Origin of the sequence: Franconibacter daqui (assembly GCF_014644275.1) — a bacterium.
Taxonomy (GTDB): Bacteria; Pseudomonadota; Gammaproteobacteria; order Enterobacterales; family Enterobacteriaceae; genus Franconibacter; species Franconibacter pulveris.
Genome location: NZ_BMKJ01000006.1, coordinates 1 through 19,306, shown reverse-complemented (window position 1 = coordinate 19,306; position 19,306 = coordinate 1). Strand labels below are relative to the sequence as shown.

The following is a 19,306-nucleotide window of genomic DNA, read 5'->3' as shown; positions in this document are numbered from 1 at the left end:
CGATAAAGTTCCCGTCTCCTTTGCCGATAACCTCAACAGTTAGTCAGATGTCTGGGGGATGTTGAGTGAATCGTATTCGCGTAGTCACAATGCTGATGCTGGTGGTAGGCGTTTTCATCCTGCTGCAGCTTATTTCCGGCAGCTTCTTTTTCTCTTCGCTAAAAGAGAACCAGCAAAGCTTTAGCGCTTCACACCAGTTGCGCCTGCAACAGGCGGAGCTGAACCATACCTGGGACATGCTGTTGCAGACGCGCATCAACCTCAGCCGTTCCGCGGCGCGAATGATGATGGATCCCAGCAACCAGCAAAGCAGCGCCAAAACCGACCTGCTTAACAGCGCGAAAAAGACGCTGGCGCAGGCGCAGGCTCACTACGCGACATTCAAAGCGGCGCCGGTTGACCAGCCCGATATTCAGGTTCTCAGCGGACAGCTTGATGCGGCTTATCAGGATTACGCGCAGGCGCTTGGCGAATTAGTGCAGTACCTGGAGAGCGGCAATTTAGAACCTTACTTCGCCCAACCGACGCAGGGCAAACAGAACGCGCTGCAAAAAGCGATGGATGATTACGCTGCGCTTAACGTGCGCATCGCGCAGGATGCCTGGCAGCAGAGCGCGCATGACTACCGCTTCGCCCAATGGCAGACCGGTGTGCTGGCGCTGGTGCTGGTGGCGGTGAGCGCCCTGGTCTGGTACGGCCTGCGACATGTGCTGCTCAACCCGCTTGCCGTCATCATCGGTTCTATTCGTGAAATCGCCGCAGGCAACCTGACCGCCCGTATCAACGTCAGCGGACGCAACGAGATGAGCGAGCTCGCGCAGAGCGTGCAGCACATGCAGCAGGAGCTTATCGACACCGTGACCAGCGTGCGTTCAGGGACCGATGCGATTTACACCGGCACCCGTGAGATTGCCGCCGGCAATAACGATCTCTCTTCACGCACGGAAGAGCAGGCGGCCTCGCTGGAGGAGACCGCCGCCAGCATGGAGCAGTTAACCGCCACGGTGAAACAGAATGCCGACAACGCCCGTCAGGCCTCTCAACTGGCGCGCACCGCCTCGGAAACGGCCCAGCGCGGCGGCAAAGTGGTGGATGGCGTGGTCAACACCATGCACGACATCGCCGCCAGTTCAAAGAAGATTGCCGACATTATCGGTGTTATCGACGGCATCGCTTTCCAGACCAACATCCTTGCGCTTAACGCCGCTGTGGAAGCAGCACGGGCAGGGGAGCAGGGCCGCGGCTTCGCCGTGGTGGCGGGCGAAGTGCGCAATCTGGCGAGCCGCAGCGCCCAGGCGGCGAAAGAAATCAAAGCGCTGATTGAAGATTCCGTCACGCGCGTGGATACCGGCTCGGTGCTGGTGGAAAGCGCGGGTGAAACCATGCAGGACATCGTCAGCGCCGTAACCCGGGTGACCGACATTATGGGCGAGATCGCCTCGGCGTCCGATGAGCAGAGCCGCGGTATCGACCAGGTCGCGCTGGCCGTCTCCGAGATGGACCGCGTAACCCAGCAGAACGCCTCGCTGGTGGAGCAATCCGCCGCCGCCGCCGCGCAGCTTGAGGAGCAGGCGAGCCGGTTATCTCAGGCGGTCGCCGCGTTCCGCCTGCGCGAGGGCGAAACGTCTGCCTCTATGCAAAAGCCGAATTTGAGCAGCACATTGAGCACGACCCTGGCGCCGGCCTCCAGCCCGGCTTCGATCCCACGTGAAACGGCCGCGGTTGGCCATAACGATAACTGGGAAACTTTTTGACCACTCAAGCCGGCAGCGATGCCGGGTAAGGGAGCGTTGATGTTTAACCGTATTCGTATTTCGACCACGTTGTTTTTGCTCTTGATTCTCTGCGGTGCTTTGCAGATTGGCAGTAACGGTTTGTCCTTTCTCGCTTTTCGGGCCGACTACGGCAATCTGAAAAGGGTCGAGGTAAGTAACCAACAACGCGACACGCTGACGCAAACCCGCGCAGCGTTGTTACAAGCGAGTACGGCATTAAACCGTGCCGGTACGCTCACCGCCCTGAGCTACCCGCCGGAAGATATCAAAGCCCTGATGACAAGCGCGCAGGAGAGCCTGAAGCAGGCGGATTCCCTGTTTAAACAGTTCGTCGCTATTGAGCCGGCGAGCGAGGAGGTGGCGCAACTGATCGCCTCGACGAAGAAAAGTTTTGCGGTCTACCGCGAAGACCTGGAGCATCAGGCGACCTGGCTTGCAAGCAACCAGCTTTCCGATTTCCTCACCGCGCCGGTGCAGAAATCGCAGGATGGGTTTGACGCCAGTTTTAACGCCTGGCAGCAGCACATTAACCAGTTTGTCAGCAGCGCCAGCGAAGAGAGCAAAGGCTGGTATCACCTCTCAGGGCTGATTTTCGGCGTGGTGAGCGTCGTGGCGGTGCTGCTGGTTCTGGGGTCGCTGTGGTGGTCGCGCCGCATGCTGGTCATGCCGCTTGCGATTATACGCAGCCATTTTGACAGTATTGCCGCAGGCCATCTGGCGCGTCCGATCCTGGTTTTCGGACGTAACGAGATATCGGAGATTTTCGCAAGCCTTAAGGCGATGCAAAACGCCTTGCGGGAAACGGTAAGTGAAGTACGCAACGGCAGCCTTGCGATGCACACCGGCATTAGCGAGATTGCCGCCGGCAATAACGATCTCTCTTCGCGTACCGAACAGCAGGCGGCATCGCTCGCGCAGACCGCGGCCAGCATGGAAGAGTTGACCGCCACGGTAAGCCAGAACGCTGAAAACGCCCGTCAGGCTTCGCTGCTGGCGAAAAGCGCCGCCGAAACCGCGAAGCGGGGCGGCGATCAGGCCTCGAACGTAGCGCAAACGATGCATGAGATAGAAACGAGTTCGCAAAAAATCGGCGACATCATCAGCGTTATCGACGGTATCGCTTTCCAGACCAACATCCTTGCGCTTAACGCCGCCGTGGAAGCGGCTCGCGCAGGGGAGCAGGGACGGGGTTTTGCTGTGGTGGCAGGCGAAGTGCGTAACCTGGCAAGCCGCAGCGCCGAGGCGGCGAAAGAGATCAAAGCGTTGATTGAGGAGTCGGTATCCCGGGTGCAGCAAGGGTCGTCGCTGGTGGATAACTCGGCGCAAACCATGGCGGAGATTGTCCGCTCGGTAACCCAGGTGAATGACATTATGGGCGAAATCGCCTCCGCTTCGGATGAGCAACACCGGGGCATTGAGCAGGTCGCTCAGGCGGTAAGCCAGATGGATCAGGTCACGCAGCAGAACGCCGCGCTGGTAGAGGAGGCGGCTGCCGCGGCTGAAACGCTGGCAAGCCAGGCCGATCGTCTGACGGCGGTTGTGTCGGTATTTAATCTTGAAGAGAAACATGTTGTTGAGCGAGACGACGCCGTTGCGCTCAACGCCGTAGCCGTATCCCCCTGACTGTGAGTAAAAAGGCGCTATGACAACAACCATTCCTGGTGGGCAACCCTCGTTCCTGTTGCCTATGACACAGCGCCTTGCGCTGTCCGACGCGCATTTTCGTCGGATATGTCAATTGATTTACCAGCGCGCAGGGATCGTGCTGGCGGACCACAAACGAGACATGGTCTACAACCGGCTGGTGCGTCGGCTGCGCACGCTCGGGCTTGATGATTTCGGCCGCTACCTCAGCATGCTGGAGGCGAACGCCAACAGCGCCGAGTGGCAGGCGTTCATCAACTCGCTGACCACCAACCTGACCGCGTTTTTCCGCGAGGCGCATCACTTTCCGGTGCTGGCCGAGCATGCGCGCAAGCGCAGCGGTGAGTACAAGGTCTGGAGCGCGGCGGCTTCGACGGGGGAAGAGCCTTATTCGCTGGCCATTACGCTTGCCGATACGCTTGGCACAGCGCCGGGCCGCTGGAAGGTGTTTGCAAGCGATATTGACACCGAGGTGCTGCAAAAAGCGCAGAGCGGCATCTATCGCCAGGAGGAGCTGAAAACCCTCTCTCCTCAGCAATTGCAGCGTTATTTCATGCGCGGCACCGGCCCGCATGAAGGGCTGGTGCGGGTGCGTGGGGAGCTTGCGAACCATGTGGAGTTCGCCTCGCTCAACCTGCTGGACAAGCAGTACAACGTTCCGGGTCCGTTTGACGCGATATTTTGTCGAAACGTCATGATCTATTTCGACAGAGAAACGCAGGAGGCGATCCTCAAGCGTTTCGTGCCGCTGCTTAAGCCAGGCGGCCTGCTCTTTGCCGGACATTCGGAGAATTTCAGCAATCTCAGTCGCGATTTCTGGCTGCGCGGTCAGACGGTATACGCCCTGAGTAAGGAAAGACAATGAGTAAAATCAGAGTGTTGTCAGTGGATGATTCGGCGCTAATGCGCCAGATCATGACGGAAATCATCAACAGCCACAGCGACATGGAGATGGTGGCGACCGCGCCGGACCCGCTGGTCGCGCGCGATCTGATTAAGCAATTTAATCCGGACGTGCTGACGCTGGATGTCGAAATGCCGCGCATGGACGGCCTCGATTTTCTCGAAAAGCTGATGCGTCTGCGCCCGATGCCGGTGGTGATGGTTTCCTCCCTGACCGGCAAAGGGTCGGAAGTGACGCTTCGCGCGCTGGAGCTGGGGGCGGTGGATTTTGTCACCAAGCCGCAGCTCGGCATTCGCGAAGGCATGCTGGCCTACAGCGAGCTGATTGCTGAGAAAGTGCGTACCGCTTCCCGCGCTCGCCTTTCCGCCCGCGCGCCCGTCAGCGCGCCGGCCACGCTGAAGGCAGGCCCGCTGCTGAGTTCTGAAAAATTGCTCGCTATTGGCGCCTCGACGGGCGGCACCGAGGCAATTCGTCACGTGCTGCAGCCGCTGCCGCTTTCGAGCCCGGCGGTGCTGATTACCCAGCATATGCCGCCAGGCTTTACCCGTTCCTTCGCTGAGCGTCTGAACAAGCTTTGCCAGATAACGGTGAAAGAGGCGGAAGACGGCGAGCGCGTGCTGCCGGGCCATGCCTATATCGCGCCGGGCGATAAGCATATGGAGCTCACCCGCAGCGGGGCGAACTATCAAATTAAGATTCACGACGGGCCGCCGGTTAACCGGCATCGCCCGGCGGTAGATGTGTTGTTTCACTCCGTCGCCAAACATGCGGGGCGCAACGCGGTGGGGGTTATCCTCACCGGGATGGGCAACGACGGCGCGGCGGGGATGCTGGCGATGCACCAGGCGGGCGCCTGGACCATTGCGCAGAATGAAGCAAGTTGTGTGGTGTTCGGCATGCCGCGTGAGGCCATCAATATGGGTGGCGTCAGCGAAGTCGTCGATCTAAGCCAGGTCAGCCAGCAAATGCTGGCGAAAATCAGTGCCGGACAGGCAATACGTATTTAAAGAGGAGTGCAGTTTTTATGGCGGATAAAGAGCTCAAGTTTCTGGTTGTGGATGACTTCTCCACCATGCGTCGCATCGTGCGTAACCTGCTTAAAGAGCTGGGTTTTAACAACGTGGAAGAAGCCGAAGATGGCGTAGACGCGCTGAACAAATTGCAGGCTGGCGGTTTTGGCTTTGTGATTTCCGACTGGAACATGCCGAACATGGATGGCCTGGAACTGCTGAAAACCATTCGCGCCGACGGCGCAATGGCGGCGATGCCGGTGCTGATGGTGACAGCGGAAGCCAAGAAAGAGAACATCATCGCCGCCGCTCAGGCGGGCGCCAGCGGCTACGTCGTTAAACCTTTCACCGCGGCGACGCTGGAAGAGAAGCTGAACAAGATATTCGAGAAACTCGGAATGTGAGGAGCTCCTGATGATTCATTCTGCAATGAAACCCACTGAAGAACATTCCGCAGCCGATATCATCGTTCGCATTGGCAGCTTAACGCGTATGCTGCGTGACAGCCTGCGTGAGCTTGGTCTGGATCAGGCGATTGCGGAAGCGGCCGAGGCGATTCCGGATGCCCGGGATCGTCTCGACTATGTTGTCCAGATGACGGCGCAGGCCGCAGAGCGCGCCCTCAACAGCGTTGAAGCGTCGCAGCCGCATCAGGACGAGCTGGAAAAAGGGGCGAAAGGGCTTAGCAAACGCTGGGACGAATGGTTTGAAAATCCCATTGAGCTGAGCGACGCCCGGGAGCTTGTTACCGATACCCGTCAGTACCTGGCGGAAGTGCCGGGGCACACCAGCTTCACTAACGCCCAACTGCTGGACATCATGATGGCGCAGGATTTCCAGGACCTGACCGGTCAGGTTATCAAGCGCATGATGGATGTGATTCAGGAAATTGAGCGCCAGTTGCTGATGGTGCTGCTGGAAAACATGCCGGAGCCAGCCGCGCGTCCGAAGCGTGAGAACGAAAGCCTGCTTAATGGCCCCCAGCTGGACGCCACCGCCGCAGGCGTTGTGGCAAGCCAGGATCAGGTCGACGACCTGCTGGACAGCCTGGGTTTTTAAGTAAAAACCGCCGTCTTAGGGCGGCGGTTTTATTTCTCGGGCAGAGCCAACATAAGTTGTTGCTGGGGCTTTTGAAAATCCAGCGTCAGGCGGCCAGTACTGATGGGGGGCGTGACGTAAGAGGTGGGCGCTTCTTCCTCCTGCATAGCCTTTTTATATTTATCCTTACGGCGAGCGCTACTGAGCAATTTTTCCCACTGCATATCCATAATAACCCCTAATTTTGTCGGTGTTTTGCTACGCTATCAGACTACAGAAAGCGACACTAACCCTTTCACAGATATATCTTTATTTTATGAGCCGATGCGCAATAGTGCGGCAACGGTTGCTTCCATCGGTGTTGATTAATTCCACTTAACGGCAGAAACCCCACCATTTCTTAACGTTAATTCAGCCATTAGCGCGGGTGTCCTTTGGCATGATAAGCGTGACGAATTGGGCAGAGAGTTTGCGAAGTGGCCGGAGATAGCGACGAGGACAAAACAGAGGCCCCCACACCCCACCGACTAGAAAAAGCGCGTGAGGAGGGGCAAATCCCCCGTTCCAGAGAACTCACTTCCCTGCTGATGCTGCTGGTAGGGTTGAGCGTTACCTGGATGGGCGGGGAGGCGCTCGCCCGTCAACTGGCCGCCATGCTCTCCGGCGGGCTGCATTTCGACCACAGCATTATTAATGACCCGCGGCTGACGGTGAGTTTAATCAGCTCGCTGATTAAGCAAGCGCTGCTGGCATTGATGCCGCTGATGATTGGCCTGGTGCTGGTGGCGATTGGCGCGCCGATGTTGTTAGGCGGCGTGCTCTTTAGCGCTAAGTCGATCGCCTTCAACCTCGGAAAACTCAACCCGATCTCCGGCGTCAAGCGGCTTTTTTCCTCGCAGGCGTTGGCGGAGATGTTAAAAGCGCTAATGAAATCGACGCTGGTCGGCATCGTTACCGGCTGGTATCTGTGGCATAACTGGCCGGATATGCTGCGGCTGATAAGCGAATCGCCCGTTGAGGCGCTAGGTAATTCCCTTAACCTTGTGGCGCTTTGCGGGCTGCTGATTGTGATGGGCCTGGTGCCGATGGTCGGCTTTGACGTTTTCTGGCAGATCCACAGCCATGTGAAAAAGCTGCGCATGTCTCGCCAGGATATTCGTGACGAATTTAAAGACCAGGAAGGCGACCCGCACGTAAAAGGACGCATTCGCCAGCAGCAACGCGCCGCCGCGCGCCGCCGCATGATGGCCGATGTACCGAAAGCGGACGTTATCGTTACCAACCCGACGCACTATTCCGTGGCGTTGCAGTATGACGAAAACAAAATGAGCGCGCCGAAAGTGGTGGCGAAAGGCGCAGGGCTGGTCGCGCTGCGCATCCGTGAAATCGGCAACGAGAATCGCATCCCGATCCTCGAAGCGCCGCCGCTTGCGCGTGCGCTTTACCGTCATGCGGAAATAGGACAACAAATCCCGGGTCAGCTGTACGCCGCCGTGGCGGAAGTGCTGGCATGGGTATGGCAACTGAAACGCTGGCGCGCCGCTGGCGGTCTTATCCCAAAAAAACCTGAAAACCTTCCGGTGCCTGCCGCACTGGATTTTATGAACGAGAAGGACACTGATGGCTAATCTGGTGGCTATGCTGCGCCTGCCGGGCAACCTGAAAACGACGCAATGGCAGATCCTTGCCGGGCCGATACTTATTCTGCTAATCCTGTCGATGATGGTGCTGCCGCTGCCGGCTTTTATCCTCGACATGCTCTTCACCTTTAATATCGCGCTCTCCATTATGGTGCTGCTGGTGGCGATGTTCACACAGCGCACGCTGGAGTTTGCGGCGTTCCCGACCATTCTGCTCTTTACCACGCTGCTGCGTCTGGCGCTGAATATCGCCTCGACCCGCATCATTCTGATGGAAGGGCATTCGGGCGCGGCGGCGGCGGGCAAAGTGGTAGAGGCTTTCGGCCACTTCCTGGTCGGCGGCAACTTCGCTATCGGCATCGTGGTCTTTATCATCCTCGTCATTATTAACTTCATGGTTATCACCAAAGGTGCCGGGCGTATCGCGGAAGTGGGCGCGCGCTTTGTGCTGGACGGGATGCCTGGCAAGCAGATGGCTATCGACGCCGACCTCAACGCCGGCCTGATTGGCGAAGATGAAGCGAAAAAACGCCGCGCGGAAGTGACGCAAGAGGCGGATTTCTACGGCTCGATGGACGGTGCTAGTAAATTCGTGCGCGGCGACGCCGTCGCCGGCTTGCTTATCATGGCTATCAACATCATCGGCGGCCTGCTGGTGGGCGTTATCCAGCATGGTCTGCCGGTAGGCCAGGCGGCGGAAGCGTATACGCTGCTGACCATCGGCGATGGTCTGGTCGCGCAAATCCCGGCGCTGGTTATCTCCACCGCCGCTGGCGTTATCGTCACCCGCGTCGCCACCGATCAGGACGTGGGCGAACAGATGGTGACTCAGCTGTTCAGCAACCCGCGCGTTATGGTGCTGAGCGCCGCGGTGCTTGGCCTGCTCGGCATGGTGCCGGGCATGCCGAACTTCGTTTTCCTGCTCTTTACCGCCGCGCTGCTGGGCCTCGCCTGGTGGATGCGCGGTCGCGAAACGGCGAAGCCCGAGGTGGCGCAACCCGTCAAAGCGACTGAAAACCCGCAGGCTGTGGAAGCGACCTGGAGTGACGTGCAGCTGGAAGACTCGCTCGGCATGGAAGTGGGTTACCGGTTGATTCCGATGGTCGATTTTCAGCAGGATGGCGAGCTGCTTGGCCGTATCCGCAGTATTCGTAAGAAATTCGCGCAGGAGATGGGCTTTCTGCCGCCAGTGGTGCACATTCGCGACAACATGGACTTACCCCCGGCGCGCTACCGCATTTTGATGAAAGGCGTGGAGATTGGCAGCGGCGAAGCCTATCCTGGCCGCTGGCTGGCGATTAACCCCGGCACGGCGGCAGGCACGCTGCCGGGCGAAGCCACCGTCGACCCGGCCTTTGGTCTCGCCGCTATCTGGATTGAAAGCGCGCTAAAAGAACAGGCGCAGATCCAGGGCTTTACCGTCGTGGAAGCGAGCACGGTCGTCGCCACCCATCTCAACCATTTGATTGGCCAGTTCGCGCCGGAACTCTTCGGCCGTCAGGAAGCGCAGCAACTGCTGGATCGCGTCTCGCAGGAGATGCCGAAGCTGACCGAAGACCTGGTGCCGGGCATTGTTACTCTCACTACGCTGCACAAAGTGTTGCAGAATCTGCTGTCCGAGAAGGTGCCTATTCGCGACATGCGCACTATCCTTGAGACGCTTGCCGAACATGCGCCGGTGCAGAATGACCCGCATGAACTGACCACCGTGGTGCGCGTGGCGCTGGGCCGCGCCATCACGCAGCAGTGGTTCCCGGGCAGCGGCGAAGTGCAGGTTATTGGGCTTGATACCGCGCTGGAACGTCTGCTGCTGCAGGCGCTGCAGGGCGGCGGCGGGCTGGAGCCGGGCCTGGCCGACCGTCTGCTGGAGCAGGCGCAGGCAGCGCTGCATCGCCAGGAGACGATGGGCGCGCCGCCGGTGCTGCTGGTCAACCACGCGCTGCGTCCGCTGCTGTCGCGCTTTTTACGCCGCAGCCTGCCGCAACTGGTGGTGCTCTCCAATATGGAGCTTTCAGATAATCGCAACATTCGCATGACGGCGACTATCGGGGGCCAGTAATGCGCAAACTTACAGCGCTTTTTCTGCTGCTGCCCCTGCTGGCACATGCCGCGGGTGAAGGGGCGTGGCAGGCGAGCAGTAAAGGCATCACGTTGAGCAATCGCGGCCAGGCTATTTCTTCCATGCCGCTGTCGCCCGGGCAGCCGCCAGACGGGCTGATGACGGTAGTCGCCTGGCGCTACGAGCTTGTCGGGCCGACGCCCGCCGGGCTGCTGGTGCGCCTCTGCTCGCAGTCGCGCTGCGTCGCAATAGAAGGGCAGACCGGCACCACCCGGGCTTTTACTAACGTGCCGGCCAGCGAGCCGCTGCGTTTTATTTGGGAAGTGCCGGGCGGCGGCAAACTTTATCCGCGCTTGCAGGTGCTTAGCAATCAGGTGATTGTGAACTACCGGTAATTCCGCTTTTCCCTCTTTTCTCACGGGCCAGCCATTTTTGACGGCTGGCCCGCATTTTTAAACTCTCGCTTTGAACCCTGTGAAACGCTGTTTTATAAATCGGTGAAGCTGGTGGCGGAACTCTTTGTATTTTTGCCAGTTCCTTCCGGGCGGTGGCAAAAAGGAAAAGGTTTCCCCTGCGCCTTACTTTTACTTTAGCCGTGACAGCGTTAATGGCGTCTCCTGCTCAGGAGGCTTCCAGCATAAAACACAGGGTTGACGGCAATGAAAACTCGTAAAATTGGGCTCGCGAATTATCTCGCTTATGGTTCAGGCGATTTCCTCGGCGCAGGGACGACAGCGCTCACCGCCGCATGGCTTCTTTACTTTTACACTACCTTTTGTGGACTCACCCCCATCGAGGCGACGTTTATCTTCGCTATGGCCCGCGTGCTGGATGCGGTCGTCAGTCCGCTCATGGGCTTTCTCACCGATAACTTCGGCTCTACCTGGCTCGGCAAGCGCTTCGGTCGTCGCAAGTTTTTTATCCTGCTCGGCATTCCCTGCGTCTTCAGCTATTGCCTGATGTGGGTTGGCGGCATGAACTACTGGTACTATCTGCTGACCTATCTGGTGTTTGACGTGGTCTACACCATGATCCTGGTGCCTTACGAAACGCTGGTGCCGGAGATGACCGATGACTTCAAACAGAAAACCAAATTCTCCGGCGCGCGCATCTCGATGGCGCAGATGTCCGCCATTCTCGCTTCATTCCTGCCGGGCATCCTGATTAATCACTTCGGCAAAGACAACGCTATCTCCTTCTTCTACGCGAGCGTGGTGTTTGCGGTGCTGTGCGCCATCATGCTGACGCTGGTCTGGATCTTTACCTGGGAGCGGCCGCGCGAGGCGTGGACGGAAGCGGCGCTGCGGGCGGAAGAGGAGAAGAAAAGTCTCACGCTGCGCCAGAACCTGAGTCGTCTCGTCACCGAACTGGGCTCCACGCTGCGCATTAAGATTTTCCGCCAGCATCTTGGCATGTATCTCGGCGGGTATATCGCTCAGGACGTGTTTAATGCGGTGTTTACCTACTACGTGGTTTTCGTGCTGATGCAAAGCCCGTCGATGGCCTCCAACCTGCTTGGCACTATGGCGATTCTGCAGTTTATCGCCGTTATCGGCATGATCCCGCTCTGCATTCGCTTCGGGCCTGCGCCTTCTTACCGTCTGGTGGTCGTGCTGTTCGGCTTAAGCTCCATCTCCTATGCCGTGCTGTATTACGCCGGGCTGAGCGACGTTTATTCGCTGCTGTTGCTGGTTTCTGCGATGGCGGGTCTGGGGCGCGGCGGCATCAACTATGTGCCGTGGAATACTTACACCTATATCGCTGACGTGGATGAAGTGATAACCGGGCAGCGCCGCGAGGGGATCTTCGCAGGCATCATGACGCTGACCCGTAAAGCCTCGCAGGCTGGCGCGGTAATGCTGGTGGGAATTGTGATGCAGATGTCCGGCTTTGTCTCCGGCCAGAGCAGCCAGCCGCCTGCCGTCAGCCACACCATTTTGCTGATTTTAAGCGTCGGCACCGTGCTGGTGTTAGCCTGCGGTTTCCTTGTCTCGCTGCGCTTTAAGCTCAACCTGAAAACCCATAGCGTACTGCGCGAGGAGACGGCGAAAATGCGCGTCGCTAACCGTGCCATCCCCGAATCGGCCACGCCGCAGGCCCGCGCCACCGTGGAGATGCTCGCCGGCATGCCGTATGAAAACCTGTGGGGCAATAACAACATCGGTTTTCTCAATCGCCACAAGCCCGCCGCGCCTTCGCTTAAGGATGCGCACGATCTGAATTCAACCCCCATCAGAGGATAAGTTAATGATTGTCTGGCCTGTCAAACACAGCGCGCTGCTGCGCCAGCCGGAACGTTTTATCGCCCGGGACGAACTGAAATCCCTCATCCATAAGATGACGGACAATCTGGTCAATATTAAGGATGAAACCGGTCAGTTTTTGCTGCGCCTGGATGACGGGCGGGTGATAGACACCAAAGGGTGGGCGGGCTGGGAGTGGACGCACGGCGTCGGGCTCTACGGCATGTATCACTACTATCGCCAGACCGGCGATGAGCAGATGCGCGACATTATCGACAGCTGGTTCAGCGCGCGTTTCGCCGAAGGGGCGACCACCAAAAACGTCAATACCATGGCGCCGTTTTTGACCCTCGCATACCGCTACGAAGAGACTGGCAATCCGGCGCTGTTGCCCTGGCTTGAAAGCTGGGCGGAGTGGGCGATGTATGACATGCCGCGCACCGAGCACGGCGGCATGCAGCACATCACCCTTGCCGAAGAGAACTCGCAGCAGATGTGGGACGACACATTAATGATGACGGTGCTGCCGCTCGCCAAAATCGGCAAGCTGCTCGGCAAGCCGGAGTATGTGGAAGAGGCGGTATATCAATTCCTGCTGCACGTGCAGAACCTGATGGACCGGGAGACCGGCCTCTGGTTTCACGGCTGGAATTATGAAGGCCGCCATAACTTTGCCAGCGCCCGCTGGGCGCGCGGCAACAGCTGGCTAACCATTGTGATCCCCGATTTTCTGGAGCTAATGGACTGGCCGGAAAACAACGCCACCCGTCGCTACCTGATCCAGGTGCTGGAAAATCAGGCGGCGGCGCTGGCGACGTGTCAGGACGATAGCGGGCTGTGGCATACGCTGCTCGATGACCCGACATCTTATCTGGAAGCCTCTGCGACCGCCGGGTTTGCGTATGGGATGTTAAAAGCGGTGCGTAAGCGTTATATCAGCAAGGCGTACGCGCCGGTGGCGGAGAAAGCCATCAAAGGCGTGATGGCGAATATTTCGCCGCAGGGCGAGCTGTTGCAGGTGTCGTTCGGCACCGGGATGGGAAGCGATCTGGAGTTTTATCGCCAGATCCCGCTCACATCGATGCCTTATGGTCAGGCGATGGCGATCCTCGCCCTTACGGAGTTTTTGCGAACGTACCTGTAAAAAAGGCCCGCCGAATGGCGAGCCGCTTTACGGTCAGAACCGAATAAAGCCCGCTGCATGCGGGCCTTATTTTGGTCTTACATACGCTCAACCGTTTCGATGCCGAGGGTATCCAGACCAAGCTTCAGCGTTTTCGCAGTCAGCAGCGCCAGCTTCAGGCGGCTGTTGCGCACCTCGGCGCTTTCCGCGCTCAGGATCGGGCAATGCTCGTAGAAGCCGGAGAAGAGGCCCGCCAGGTCGTAAAGGTAAGCGCACATCACGTGCGGCGTGCCTTCACGCGCCACCACCGCCAGCGTCTCTTCAAACTGCAACAGGCGGGCGGCAAGCTGCGCTTCGCGATCTTCGGTAATGACTACCGACGCGCTCTGCAGGGCGCTTTCGTCGATCTCCGCTTTGCGGAAAACAGAGAGCACGCGGGTATACGCATACTGCATGTAAGGGGCGGTGTTGCCCTCAAACGCCAGCATATTGTCCCAGTCGAAGATGTAGTCGGTGGTGCGGCTCTTGGAGAGATCGGCGTATTTCACCGCGCCGATACCCACCACGTGCGCCAGCTTTTCCAGCTCGTCGGCAGGCATATCCGGGTTCTTCTCGCTCACCAGACGGCGGGCGCGATCCAGCGCTTCGTCCAGCAGTTCGGAAAGCTTGATGGTGCCGCCCGCGCGGGTTTTGAACGGTTTGCCGTCTTTGCCCAGCATCATGCCGAACATGTGGTGTTCCAGCGGCACGGATTCCGGCACGTAGCCCGCTTTGCGCACGATGGTCCACGCCTGCATCAGGTGCTGGTGCTGACGGGAGTCGATGTAGTAGAGCACGCGGTCGGCGTGCAGCGTTTCGTAACGGTATTTCGCGCAGGCGATGTCCGTGGTGGTGTAAAGGTAGCCGCCATCCTTTTTCTGGATGATAACCCCCATCGGTTCGCCTTCTTTATTCTTGTATTCGTCGAGAAAGACCACGGTCGCGCCTTCGCTCTCAACCGCCAGACCTTTGGCTTTGAGGTCTGCGACGATGCCTGGCAGCATCGGGTTATAGAGGCTTTCGCCCATCACGTCGTCGCGGGTCAGCGTCACGTTCAGACGCTTATAGGTTATCTGGTTCTGGGTCATGGTGATGTCGACGAGCCTGCGCCACATCTCGCGGCAATACTCGTCGCCACCCTGCAGCTTCACCACGTAGCCGCGCGCGCGCTCGGCGAAAGCTTCATCTTCGTCGTAGTGCTTTTTCGCTTCACGGTAGAAGCCTTCGAGATCCGCCAGCGCCATTTCGCCCGCGTTTTCCTGCTGCTGCTTTTCAAGGTACGCGATCAGCATGCCGAACTGGGTACCCCAGTCGCCGACGTGGTTAGCGCGGATCACTTTATGGCCGAGAAACTCGAGCGTGCGCACAGCGGCGTCGCCGATGATGGTGGAACGCACGTGGCCCACGTGCATCTCTTTCGCCACGTTCGGTGCGGAGTAGTCCACCACAATGGTCTGCGGCGCTTCTGCTTTCGCCACGCCAGCGCGATCGGAGGCCACGGCGGCGTCGATATTCTTCGCCAGGAACTGCGGGTCGAGGAAGATATTGATAAAGCCCGGCCCCGCGATTTCCACCTTGCTGGCTATCCCGGTGAGGTCGAGATGGGCGATGACCTGTTCTGCGAGTTGTCGCGGCGCCATGCCCAGTTTTTTAGCGACAGCCATCACGCCATTGGCCTGATAGTCGCCGAACTGCACTTTGGCTGACTGACGAACCTGCGGTTCGCAATCCGCAGGGGCGCCTGCGGCAATCAGTGCCTGACTGACTTTATCGGAGAGAAGAGCCTGAATATTCACCGGGATACCTTACGTTACGCTCGCCGCCTGTTTTTATCCGCCAGGGCGACGACAATGGAAAAAATAAGGCGGGAAGTATACTGCATTTGGCAACAGGCGTCAGCCCGGCTATGACAGGGGTTATCACGCGCCGCCCGCCAGGGTAGATTAGCGGCTTTTGACGCACAGAGAGACGCCCATGAACTGGCAGGCTATTAACGAACTCACCGACATCGCCGGGGATTTGCCCCGTTTTACGACTGCGCTTACCGACCTCGCCGCACGGCTGGGGCTGGATATCGCGCCGCTGCACGCTGACCATATCTCCCTGCGCTGCCACCAGAACGCCACGGCGGAGCGCTGGCGCAAAGGGTTTGAGCAGTGCGGCGAGCTGCTGTCGGAAAATATCATCAACGGGCGGCCCATCTGCCTGTTCCGCCTGCATGAGCCGGTCTGCGTCGCCCACTGGCGCTTTCATATCGTCGAATTGCCATGGCCTGGCGAGAAGCGCTATCCGCATGAAGGCTGGGAGCATATCGAAATCGTACTGCCTGGCGCGCCGGAAACGCTGAACGCCCGCGCGCTGGCGCTGCTTTCCGACGAGGGGCTGGCTCAGCCCGGCATTGCGGTAAAAACCAGCTCGCCAAAGGGAGAGAATGAGCGGTTGCCTAATCCGACCCTCGCAGTGACCGATAAAATCGTCACCATCAAGTTCCATCCTTTTACCATCGAAGAGATTGTAGAAAGCGAGCGGCAGGGGCGTTAATGGCGAAGCGGGGCGGTTTTTCAAAGGGTTGCCCCGTTTTTTTGCACTATAGTTAATGAGGCTTTTAAAAGGAGAACAACGAAAAGGAGAACGCATTCCATCGACCTTACGGGAGAGACCAATGCAGCAAAACGCAGAAAACACCCGGCCCGCCTCCGGGCACGACGAGCAAGGCTTGCGTCGATCCATCCTTATTCACCGCTCCCCTGATGAGCTTTATCACCTCTGGCGCGACCCGACTACGCTGCCGCGCATTATGTACCATTTCGCCACTATCACTATCCTGAGCGATACCTCTTCGCGCTGGCATGTGAAGCTGCCGCTTGGCCGCAAGCTTGAGTGGGACGCGCATATCGTGGATGAGCAGCCGGGCCGCTATATCAGCTGGGCCTCAGACGAAAAAGCCAGCGTGCCGAACGCCGGCAGGCTCTCTTTCCAGCCGGTTTCCGATGAACGGGGAACAGAAGTGACGCTCGCCATGCATTTCGACCCGCCCGGCGGTTTTCTTGGTGAATGGCTGTCGAAGAAAATGGAGATGGTGCCGGAGGCGATGTTAAGCCAGGCACTGCGCCGTTTTAAGAGCCTTGCCGAAACGGGTGAAATCGCCACCAACGTGCCGCAGCCTGCGGGGCGTCACGGGGGAATGGACAAAGCGGAGGAGTAAGCGTATGCGAGCACTATGCTGGAACGGCGTTAACGATTTAAAAGTGGAAACCGTAGCGGACCCGGTTCTTGTCAACCCGCACGACGCCATTATCAAAGTGGGGCTAACCACCACCTGCGGTTCTGATTTGCACGTTATCGACGGCCTTATCCCGAGCATGGAGGAGGGGGATATTTTAGGCCATGAGTTTATGGGCGAAGTGGTGGAAGTGGGGCCGGAGGTTAAAAACATCCGGCGCGGCGATCGCGTTGTGGTGCCGTCATTTATCGCCTGCGGCTCGTGCTGGTACTGCCAGCATCACCTCTTTTCCTGCTGTGATAACACCAATCCCAACGCCCATATGCAGGAGCAGATCCTCGGCTACCCGACGGCGGGTATTTACGCCTACAGTCACGCCTTTGGTGGCTATGCTGGTTCCCATGCGGAATATGTGCGCGTGCCCTTTGCCGATAACGACTGCTTTGTGGTGCCGGATGGGGTGCCTGACGAGCAGGCGCTGTTTCTCTCCGATGCCGCGCCGACGGGCTACATGGGCGCCGACTTCTGTAATATTCATCCTGGCGATACGGTGGCGGTGTGGGGGTGCGGCGGCGTCGGGCTGATGGCCGCGCAAAGCGCCTACATCATGGGCGCGGAGAAAGTTATCGCTATCGACCGCTTCCCGGAAAGGCTTACGATGGCGCGGGATCTGGTGGGCGCTATCCCGCTGGATTACACCAAAGTGGATATCTATGAGGCGCTGCTGGAGCTGACCCACGGACGCGGGCCGGACAGCTGCATCGACGCTGTCGGCATGGAGGCGCACGGTGAAGGCTTGCAGTATGCCTACGATAAAACCAAGCAGGCGCTGCGCATGCACACTGATGTCGGTACCGCGCTGCGCCAGGCTATCTACTGCTGCCGTAAAGGCGGCACGCTCTCCATCCTTGGCGTTTACGGGCTGATGGACAAATTCCCGCTCGGCGTGGCGATGAACAAGGGGCTGACTATTCGCACCGCGCAGCAGCACGGCCAGCACTATATGAAAGCGTTGTTAACGCATGCCGAACGGGGCGAGCTGCGTACGGATTTCCTCGCCACGCATCGCTTCTCGCTGGAAGACTCGCCGCGCGGCTATGAAATGTTTAAGAATAAAGAGGATGGTTGCGTGCGGGCAGTTTTTAAACCTTAACCGCGCCTGTCTGGCATTGATAAACGCCCCGCCGATCCCAGCGGGGCGTTTTGCTTTCTGAGCATTTTGCGCAGCGTTATAACGCTTCGGGCAAATAGAAGATTTTGACCAGGCAGCCGCGGTTCACCGTGATGTAGCCGCCTTCGGTCAGCTCAGCGAGGATCTTGTAGATAAGGCTGCGGGAGAGCGTGGTGGTCTTCTGAATAAAGGGCCCAATGCTCTCCTTGCGCATCATATGAAAATCGCGGTTTTCCATGTACTCCATCAGCTTGGCGCGCACGACGGTATAGGCGCTTTTACTCACCATGTGCTCATCGCGATACATCATAAACATCAGATAAAACGAGAGGATCAGGCTCGCGCTTTGCCAGAGGTTATGCTGTTCAATCAGCTCCCGGGCGCGCCTTGCGGGCAGCGCATGCACGCTGGTATCGGCCATTACCTGAACATAGTGGCGGCTCGGCGCATGGCAGAACAACTCTTGCAGGCCAACAATCGCCGGGCCGTATCCCACGCCGAGATAGAGGTCGTCAATCAGGCGGAAGGTGTCGAAGCGGCCGCTGCGGATAAGGTAGATAAACCCTTCATCTTCTCCGGGGCGGGCGGTCAACATACCGGTTTTCGGCTTACACGGGGTGCTGGCGGGCAGGAAGCAGGCCATCAACTCGTCAATCGCTTTAGCGGGCCGGTGAAGGTCGTTGAAGGAAAGCGTCCGGACCGCAGGCGATTTTTCTGCTAACACTGCCGGGGCTGCGGTAAAGACAGGCGCGACTTTATTATGTAACTTTCTGATTTCTGAAATAGTCTTCATAGCGAAGTTATCACCTTTCCAACAACTACAAGGGACACCGATGAAGCAGCGCAAATACCTTACCCGTCATGAAATCAGCCAGATAGTTAAAGCCACCGCTGAGGGAACCCACCGTGAGCGTGACGCCTGCCTGTTTACGCTCTGCTTTTATCATGGATTGCGGGTATCTGAACTCTGCGGCATTAAACTGACCGACCTCGACCTGAATCAGAAAATAATTTATATCCGACGCCTTAAAAATGGGCTTTCCACCGTCCATCCATTAACGGACGAGGTCTTTCCCGCGTTGACAACCTGGCTTGAAGCCCGCCGTCTTTATCAGGGAAGCGGGCAGCCGTGGCTCTTTTTGTCGCAAAAGGGCGGGGCGCTCTCGCGCCAGCAGGTCTATGGCCTGCTGCGGCGCTATGGCGAAATGGCCGGGCTGACCATCACTCCGCATCCTCATATGTTGCGCCACGCCTGCGGCTATGCCCTGGCTGATTTAGGCGTTGATACCAGGCTGATTCAGGATTACCTGGGCCACCGGAATATAAAGCATACGGTGATCTACACTGCCAGTAATTCACAGCGATTTTATGGAGTATGGGATAAATAGAGAATAGAAAAAGTGGCGGGAAAAACTGAACATTTTGAACCAAACTGTT

The 19,306-nt window shown here is 58.3% G+C and carries 18 protein-coding genes; 15 read left to right on the top strand and 3 right to left on the bottom strand.

Annotated features, from left to right (window positions below):
- The first annotated feature begins 89 nt into the window (after positions 1 to 89).
- Genes tar through cheZ form a run of 6 tightly spaced genes read left to right on the top strand, consistent with a single transcriptional unit; the run spans position 90 to position 6,392 of the window.
- Positions 90 to 1,754, top strand: coding sequence for a methyl-accepting chemotaxis protein II (gene tar / locus IEX01_RS17375; protein WP_188724335.1), 1,665 nt, complete (start codon positions 90 to 92; stop codon positions 1,752 to 1,754).
- A 39-nt stretch (positions 1,755 to 1,793) separates the two neighbouring features.
- Positions 1,794 to 3,398, top strand: a complete 1,605-nt coding sequence (gene tap / locus IEX01_RS17370) for a methyl-accepting chemotaxis protein IV (protein WP_188724251.1) — start codon at positions 1,794 to 1,796, stop codon at positions 3,396 to 3,398.
- Between the two features lie 19 nt (positions 3,399 to 3,417).
- Positions 3,418 to 4,284: a protein-glutamate O-methyltransferase CheR gene (cheR, locus tag IEX01_RS17365; protein WP_024557479.1), complete on the top strand. Its 867-nt coding sequence runs from the start codon at positions 3,418 to 3,420 to the stop codon at positions 4,282 to 4,284.
- Positions 4,281 to 5,330, top strand: a complete 1,050-nt coding sequence (locus IEX01_RS17360; protein ID WP_024557478.1) for a protein-glutamate methylesterase/protein-glutamine glutaminase — start codon at positions 4,281 to 4,283, stop codon at positions 5,328 to 5,330. Before cheR ends, IEX01_RS17360 begins: the two co-directional genes overlap by 4 nt.
- A gap of 17 nt (positions 5,331 to 5,347) precedes the next feature.
- The gene (gene cheY / locus IEX01_RS17355; RefSeq protein WP_024552273.1) at positions 5,348 to 5,737 is read left to right on the top strand and encodes a chemotaxis response regulator CheY; all 390 of its coding nucleotides are present in this window, start codon (positions 5,348 to 5,350) and stop codon (positions 5,735 to 5,737) included.
- Positions 5,738 to 5,747: 10 nt separating this feature from the next.
- Positions 5,748 to 6,392: a protein phosphatase CheZ gene (cheZ, locus tag IEX01_RS17350; RefSeq protein WP_024557477.1), complete on the top strand. Its 645-nt coding sequence runs from the start codon at positions 5,748 to 5,750 to the stop codon at positions 6,390 to 6,392.
- A 29-nt stretch (positions 6,393 to 6,421) separates the two neighbouring features.
- On the opposite strand, the gene IEX01_RS17345 is transcribed toward cheZ, so the two are convergent.
- Positions 6,422 to 6,601 (bottom strand): hypothetical protein, encoded by a 180-nt coding sequence (locus IEX01_RS17345; protein ID WP_188724250.1) that lies wholly within the window; start codon positions 6,599 to 6,601, stop codon positions 6,422 to 6,424.
- Positions 6,602 to 6,847: 246 nt separating this feature from the next.
- Between IEX01_RS17345 and flhB the strand changes: the two genes are divergently transcribed.
- The 5 genes from flhB (at position 6,848) to bglB (ending at position 13,457) form a co-directional block, all read left to right on the top strand.
- The gene (gene flhB / locus IEX01_RS17340) at positions 6,848 to 7,999 is read left to right on the top strand and encodes a flagellar biosynthesis protein FlhB (protein ID WP_024557475.1); all 1,152 of its coding nucleotides are present in this window, start codon (positions 6,848 to 6,850) and stop codon (positions 7,997 to 7,999) included.
- The gene (gene flhA, locus IEX01_RS17335) at positions 7,992 to 10,070 is read left to right on the top strand and encodes a flagellar biosynthesis protein FlhA (protein ID WP_024557474.1); all 2,079 of its coding nucleotides are present in this window, start codon (positions 7,992 to 7,994) and stop codon (positions 10,068 to 10,070) included. The genes flhB and flhA overlap by 8 nt, the downstream gene beginning before the upstream one ends.
- Positions 10,070 to 10,465, top strand: coding sequence for a flagellar protein FlhE (gene flhE / locus IEX01_RS17330; RefSeq protein ID WP_048888043.1), 396 nt, complete (start codon positions 10,070 to 10,072; stop codon positions 10,463 to 10,465). Before flhA ends, flhE begins: the two co-directional genes overlap by 1 nt.
- A 264-nt stretch (positions 10,466 to 10,729) precedes the next feature.
- A complete protein-coding gene (locus tag IEX01_RS17325) occupies positions 10,730 to 12,313 on the top strand; it encodes an MFS transporter (protein ID WP_188724249.1) in 1,584 nt (527 codons plus the stop codon).
- Between the two features lie 4 nt (positions 12,314 to 12,317).
- Positions 12,318 to 13,457: a beta-galactosidase BglB gene (gene bglB / locus IEX01_RS17320; RefSeq protein ID WP_188724248.1), complete on the top strand. Its 1,140-nt coding sequence runs from the start codon at positions 12,318 to 12,320 to the stop codon at positions 13,455 to 13,457.
- 77 nt (positions 13,458 to 13,534) lie between these two features.
- Here bglB and argS read toward each other — a convergent pair whose 3' ends face one another.
- Positions 13,535 to 15,271 (bottom strand): arginine--tRNA ligase, encoded by a 1,737-nt coding sequence (gene argS, locus IEX01_RS17315; RefSeq protein WP_024558499.1) that lies wholly within the window; start codon positions 15,269 to 15,271, stop codon positions 13,535 to 13,537.
- A 178-nt stretch (positions 15,272 to 15,449) separates the two neighbouring features.
- Here argS and IEX01_RS17310 point away from each other — a divergent pair, with 178 nt between their 5' ends.
- The 3 genes from IEX01_RS17310 to IEX01_RS17300 all read left to right on the top strand — a co-directional run bounded on the left by IEX01_RS17310 (position 15,450) and on the right by IEX01_RS17300 (position 17,851).
- Complete coding sequence (locus IEX01_RS17310; protein WP_024561049.1) at positions 15,450 to 16,016, top strand: VOC family protein; 567 nt, start codon at positions 15,450 to 15,452, stop codon at positions 16,014 to 16,016.
- A 121-nt stretch (positions 16,017 to 16,137) separates the two neighbouring features.
- Positions 16,138 to 16,680 carry an SRPBCC family protein gene (locus IEX01_RS17305; protein WP_048888039.1) on the top strand — a complete coding sequence of 181 codons (543 nt, stop codon included), beginning with the start codon at positions 16,138 to 16,140 and terminating at the stop codon, positions 16,678 to 16,680.
- 4 nt (positions 16,681 to 16,684) lie between these two features.
- Positions 16,685 to 17,851, top strand: coding sequence for a zinc-dependent alcohol dehydrogenase (locus tag IEX01_RS17300; RefSeq protein WP_048888038.1), 1,167 nt, complete (start codon positions 16,685 to 16,687; stop codon positions 17,849 to 17,851).
- A gap of 76 nt (positions 17,852 to 17,927) precedes the next feature.
- Here the strand turns inward: IEX01_RS17300 and IEX01_RS17295 are convergent, their stop codons facing one another.
- On the bottom strand, positions 17,928 to 18,662 hold the full coding sequence (locus tag IEX01_RS17295) for a helix-turn-helix domain-containing protein (protein ID WP_024558503.1): 735 nt from the start codon (positions 18,660 to 18,662) through the stop codon (positions 17,928 to 17,930).
- 40 nt (positions 18,663 to 18,702) lie between these two features.
- Here IEX01_RS17295 and IEX01_RS17290 point away from each other — a divergent pair, with 40 nt between their 5' ends.
- A complete protein-coding gene (locus IEX01_RS17290) occupies positions 18,703 to 19,257 on the top strand; it encodes a tyrosine-type DNA invertase (RefSeq protein ID WP_048888036.1) in 555 nt (184 codons plus the stop codon).
- Positions 19,258 to 19,306 lie beyond the last annotated feature (49 nt).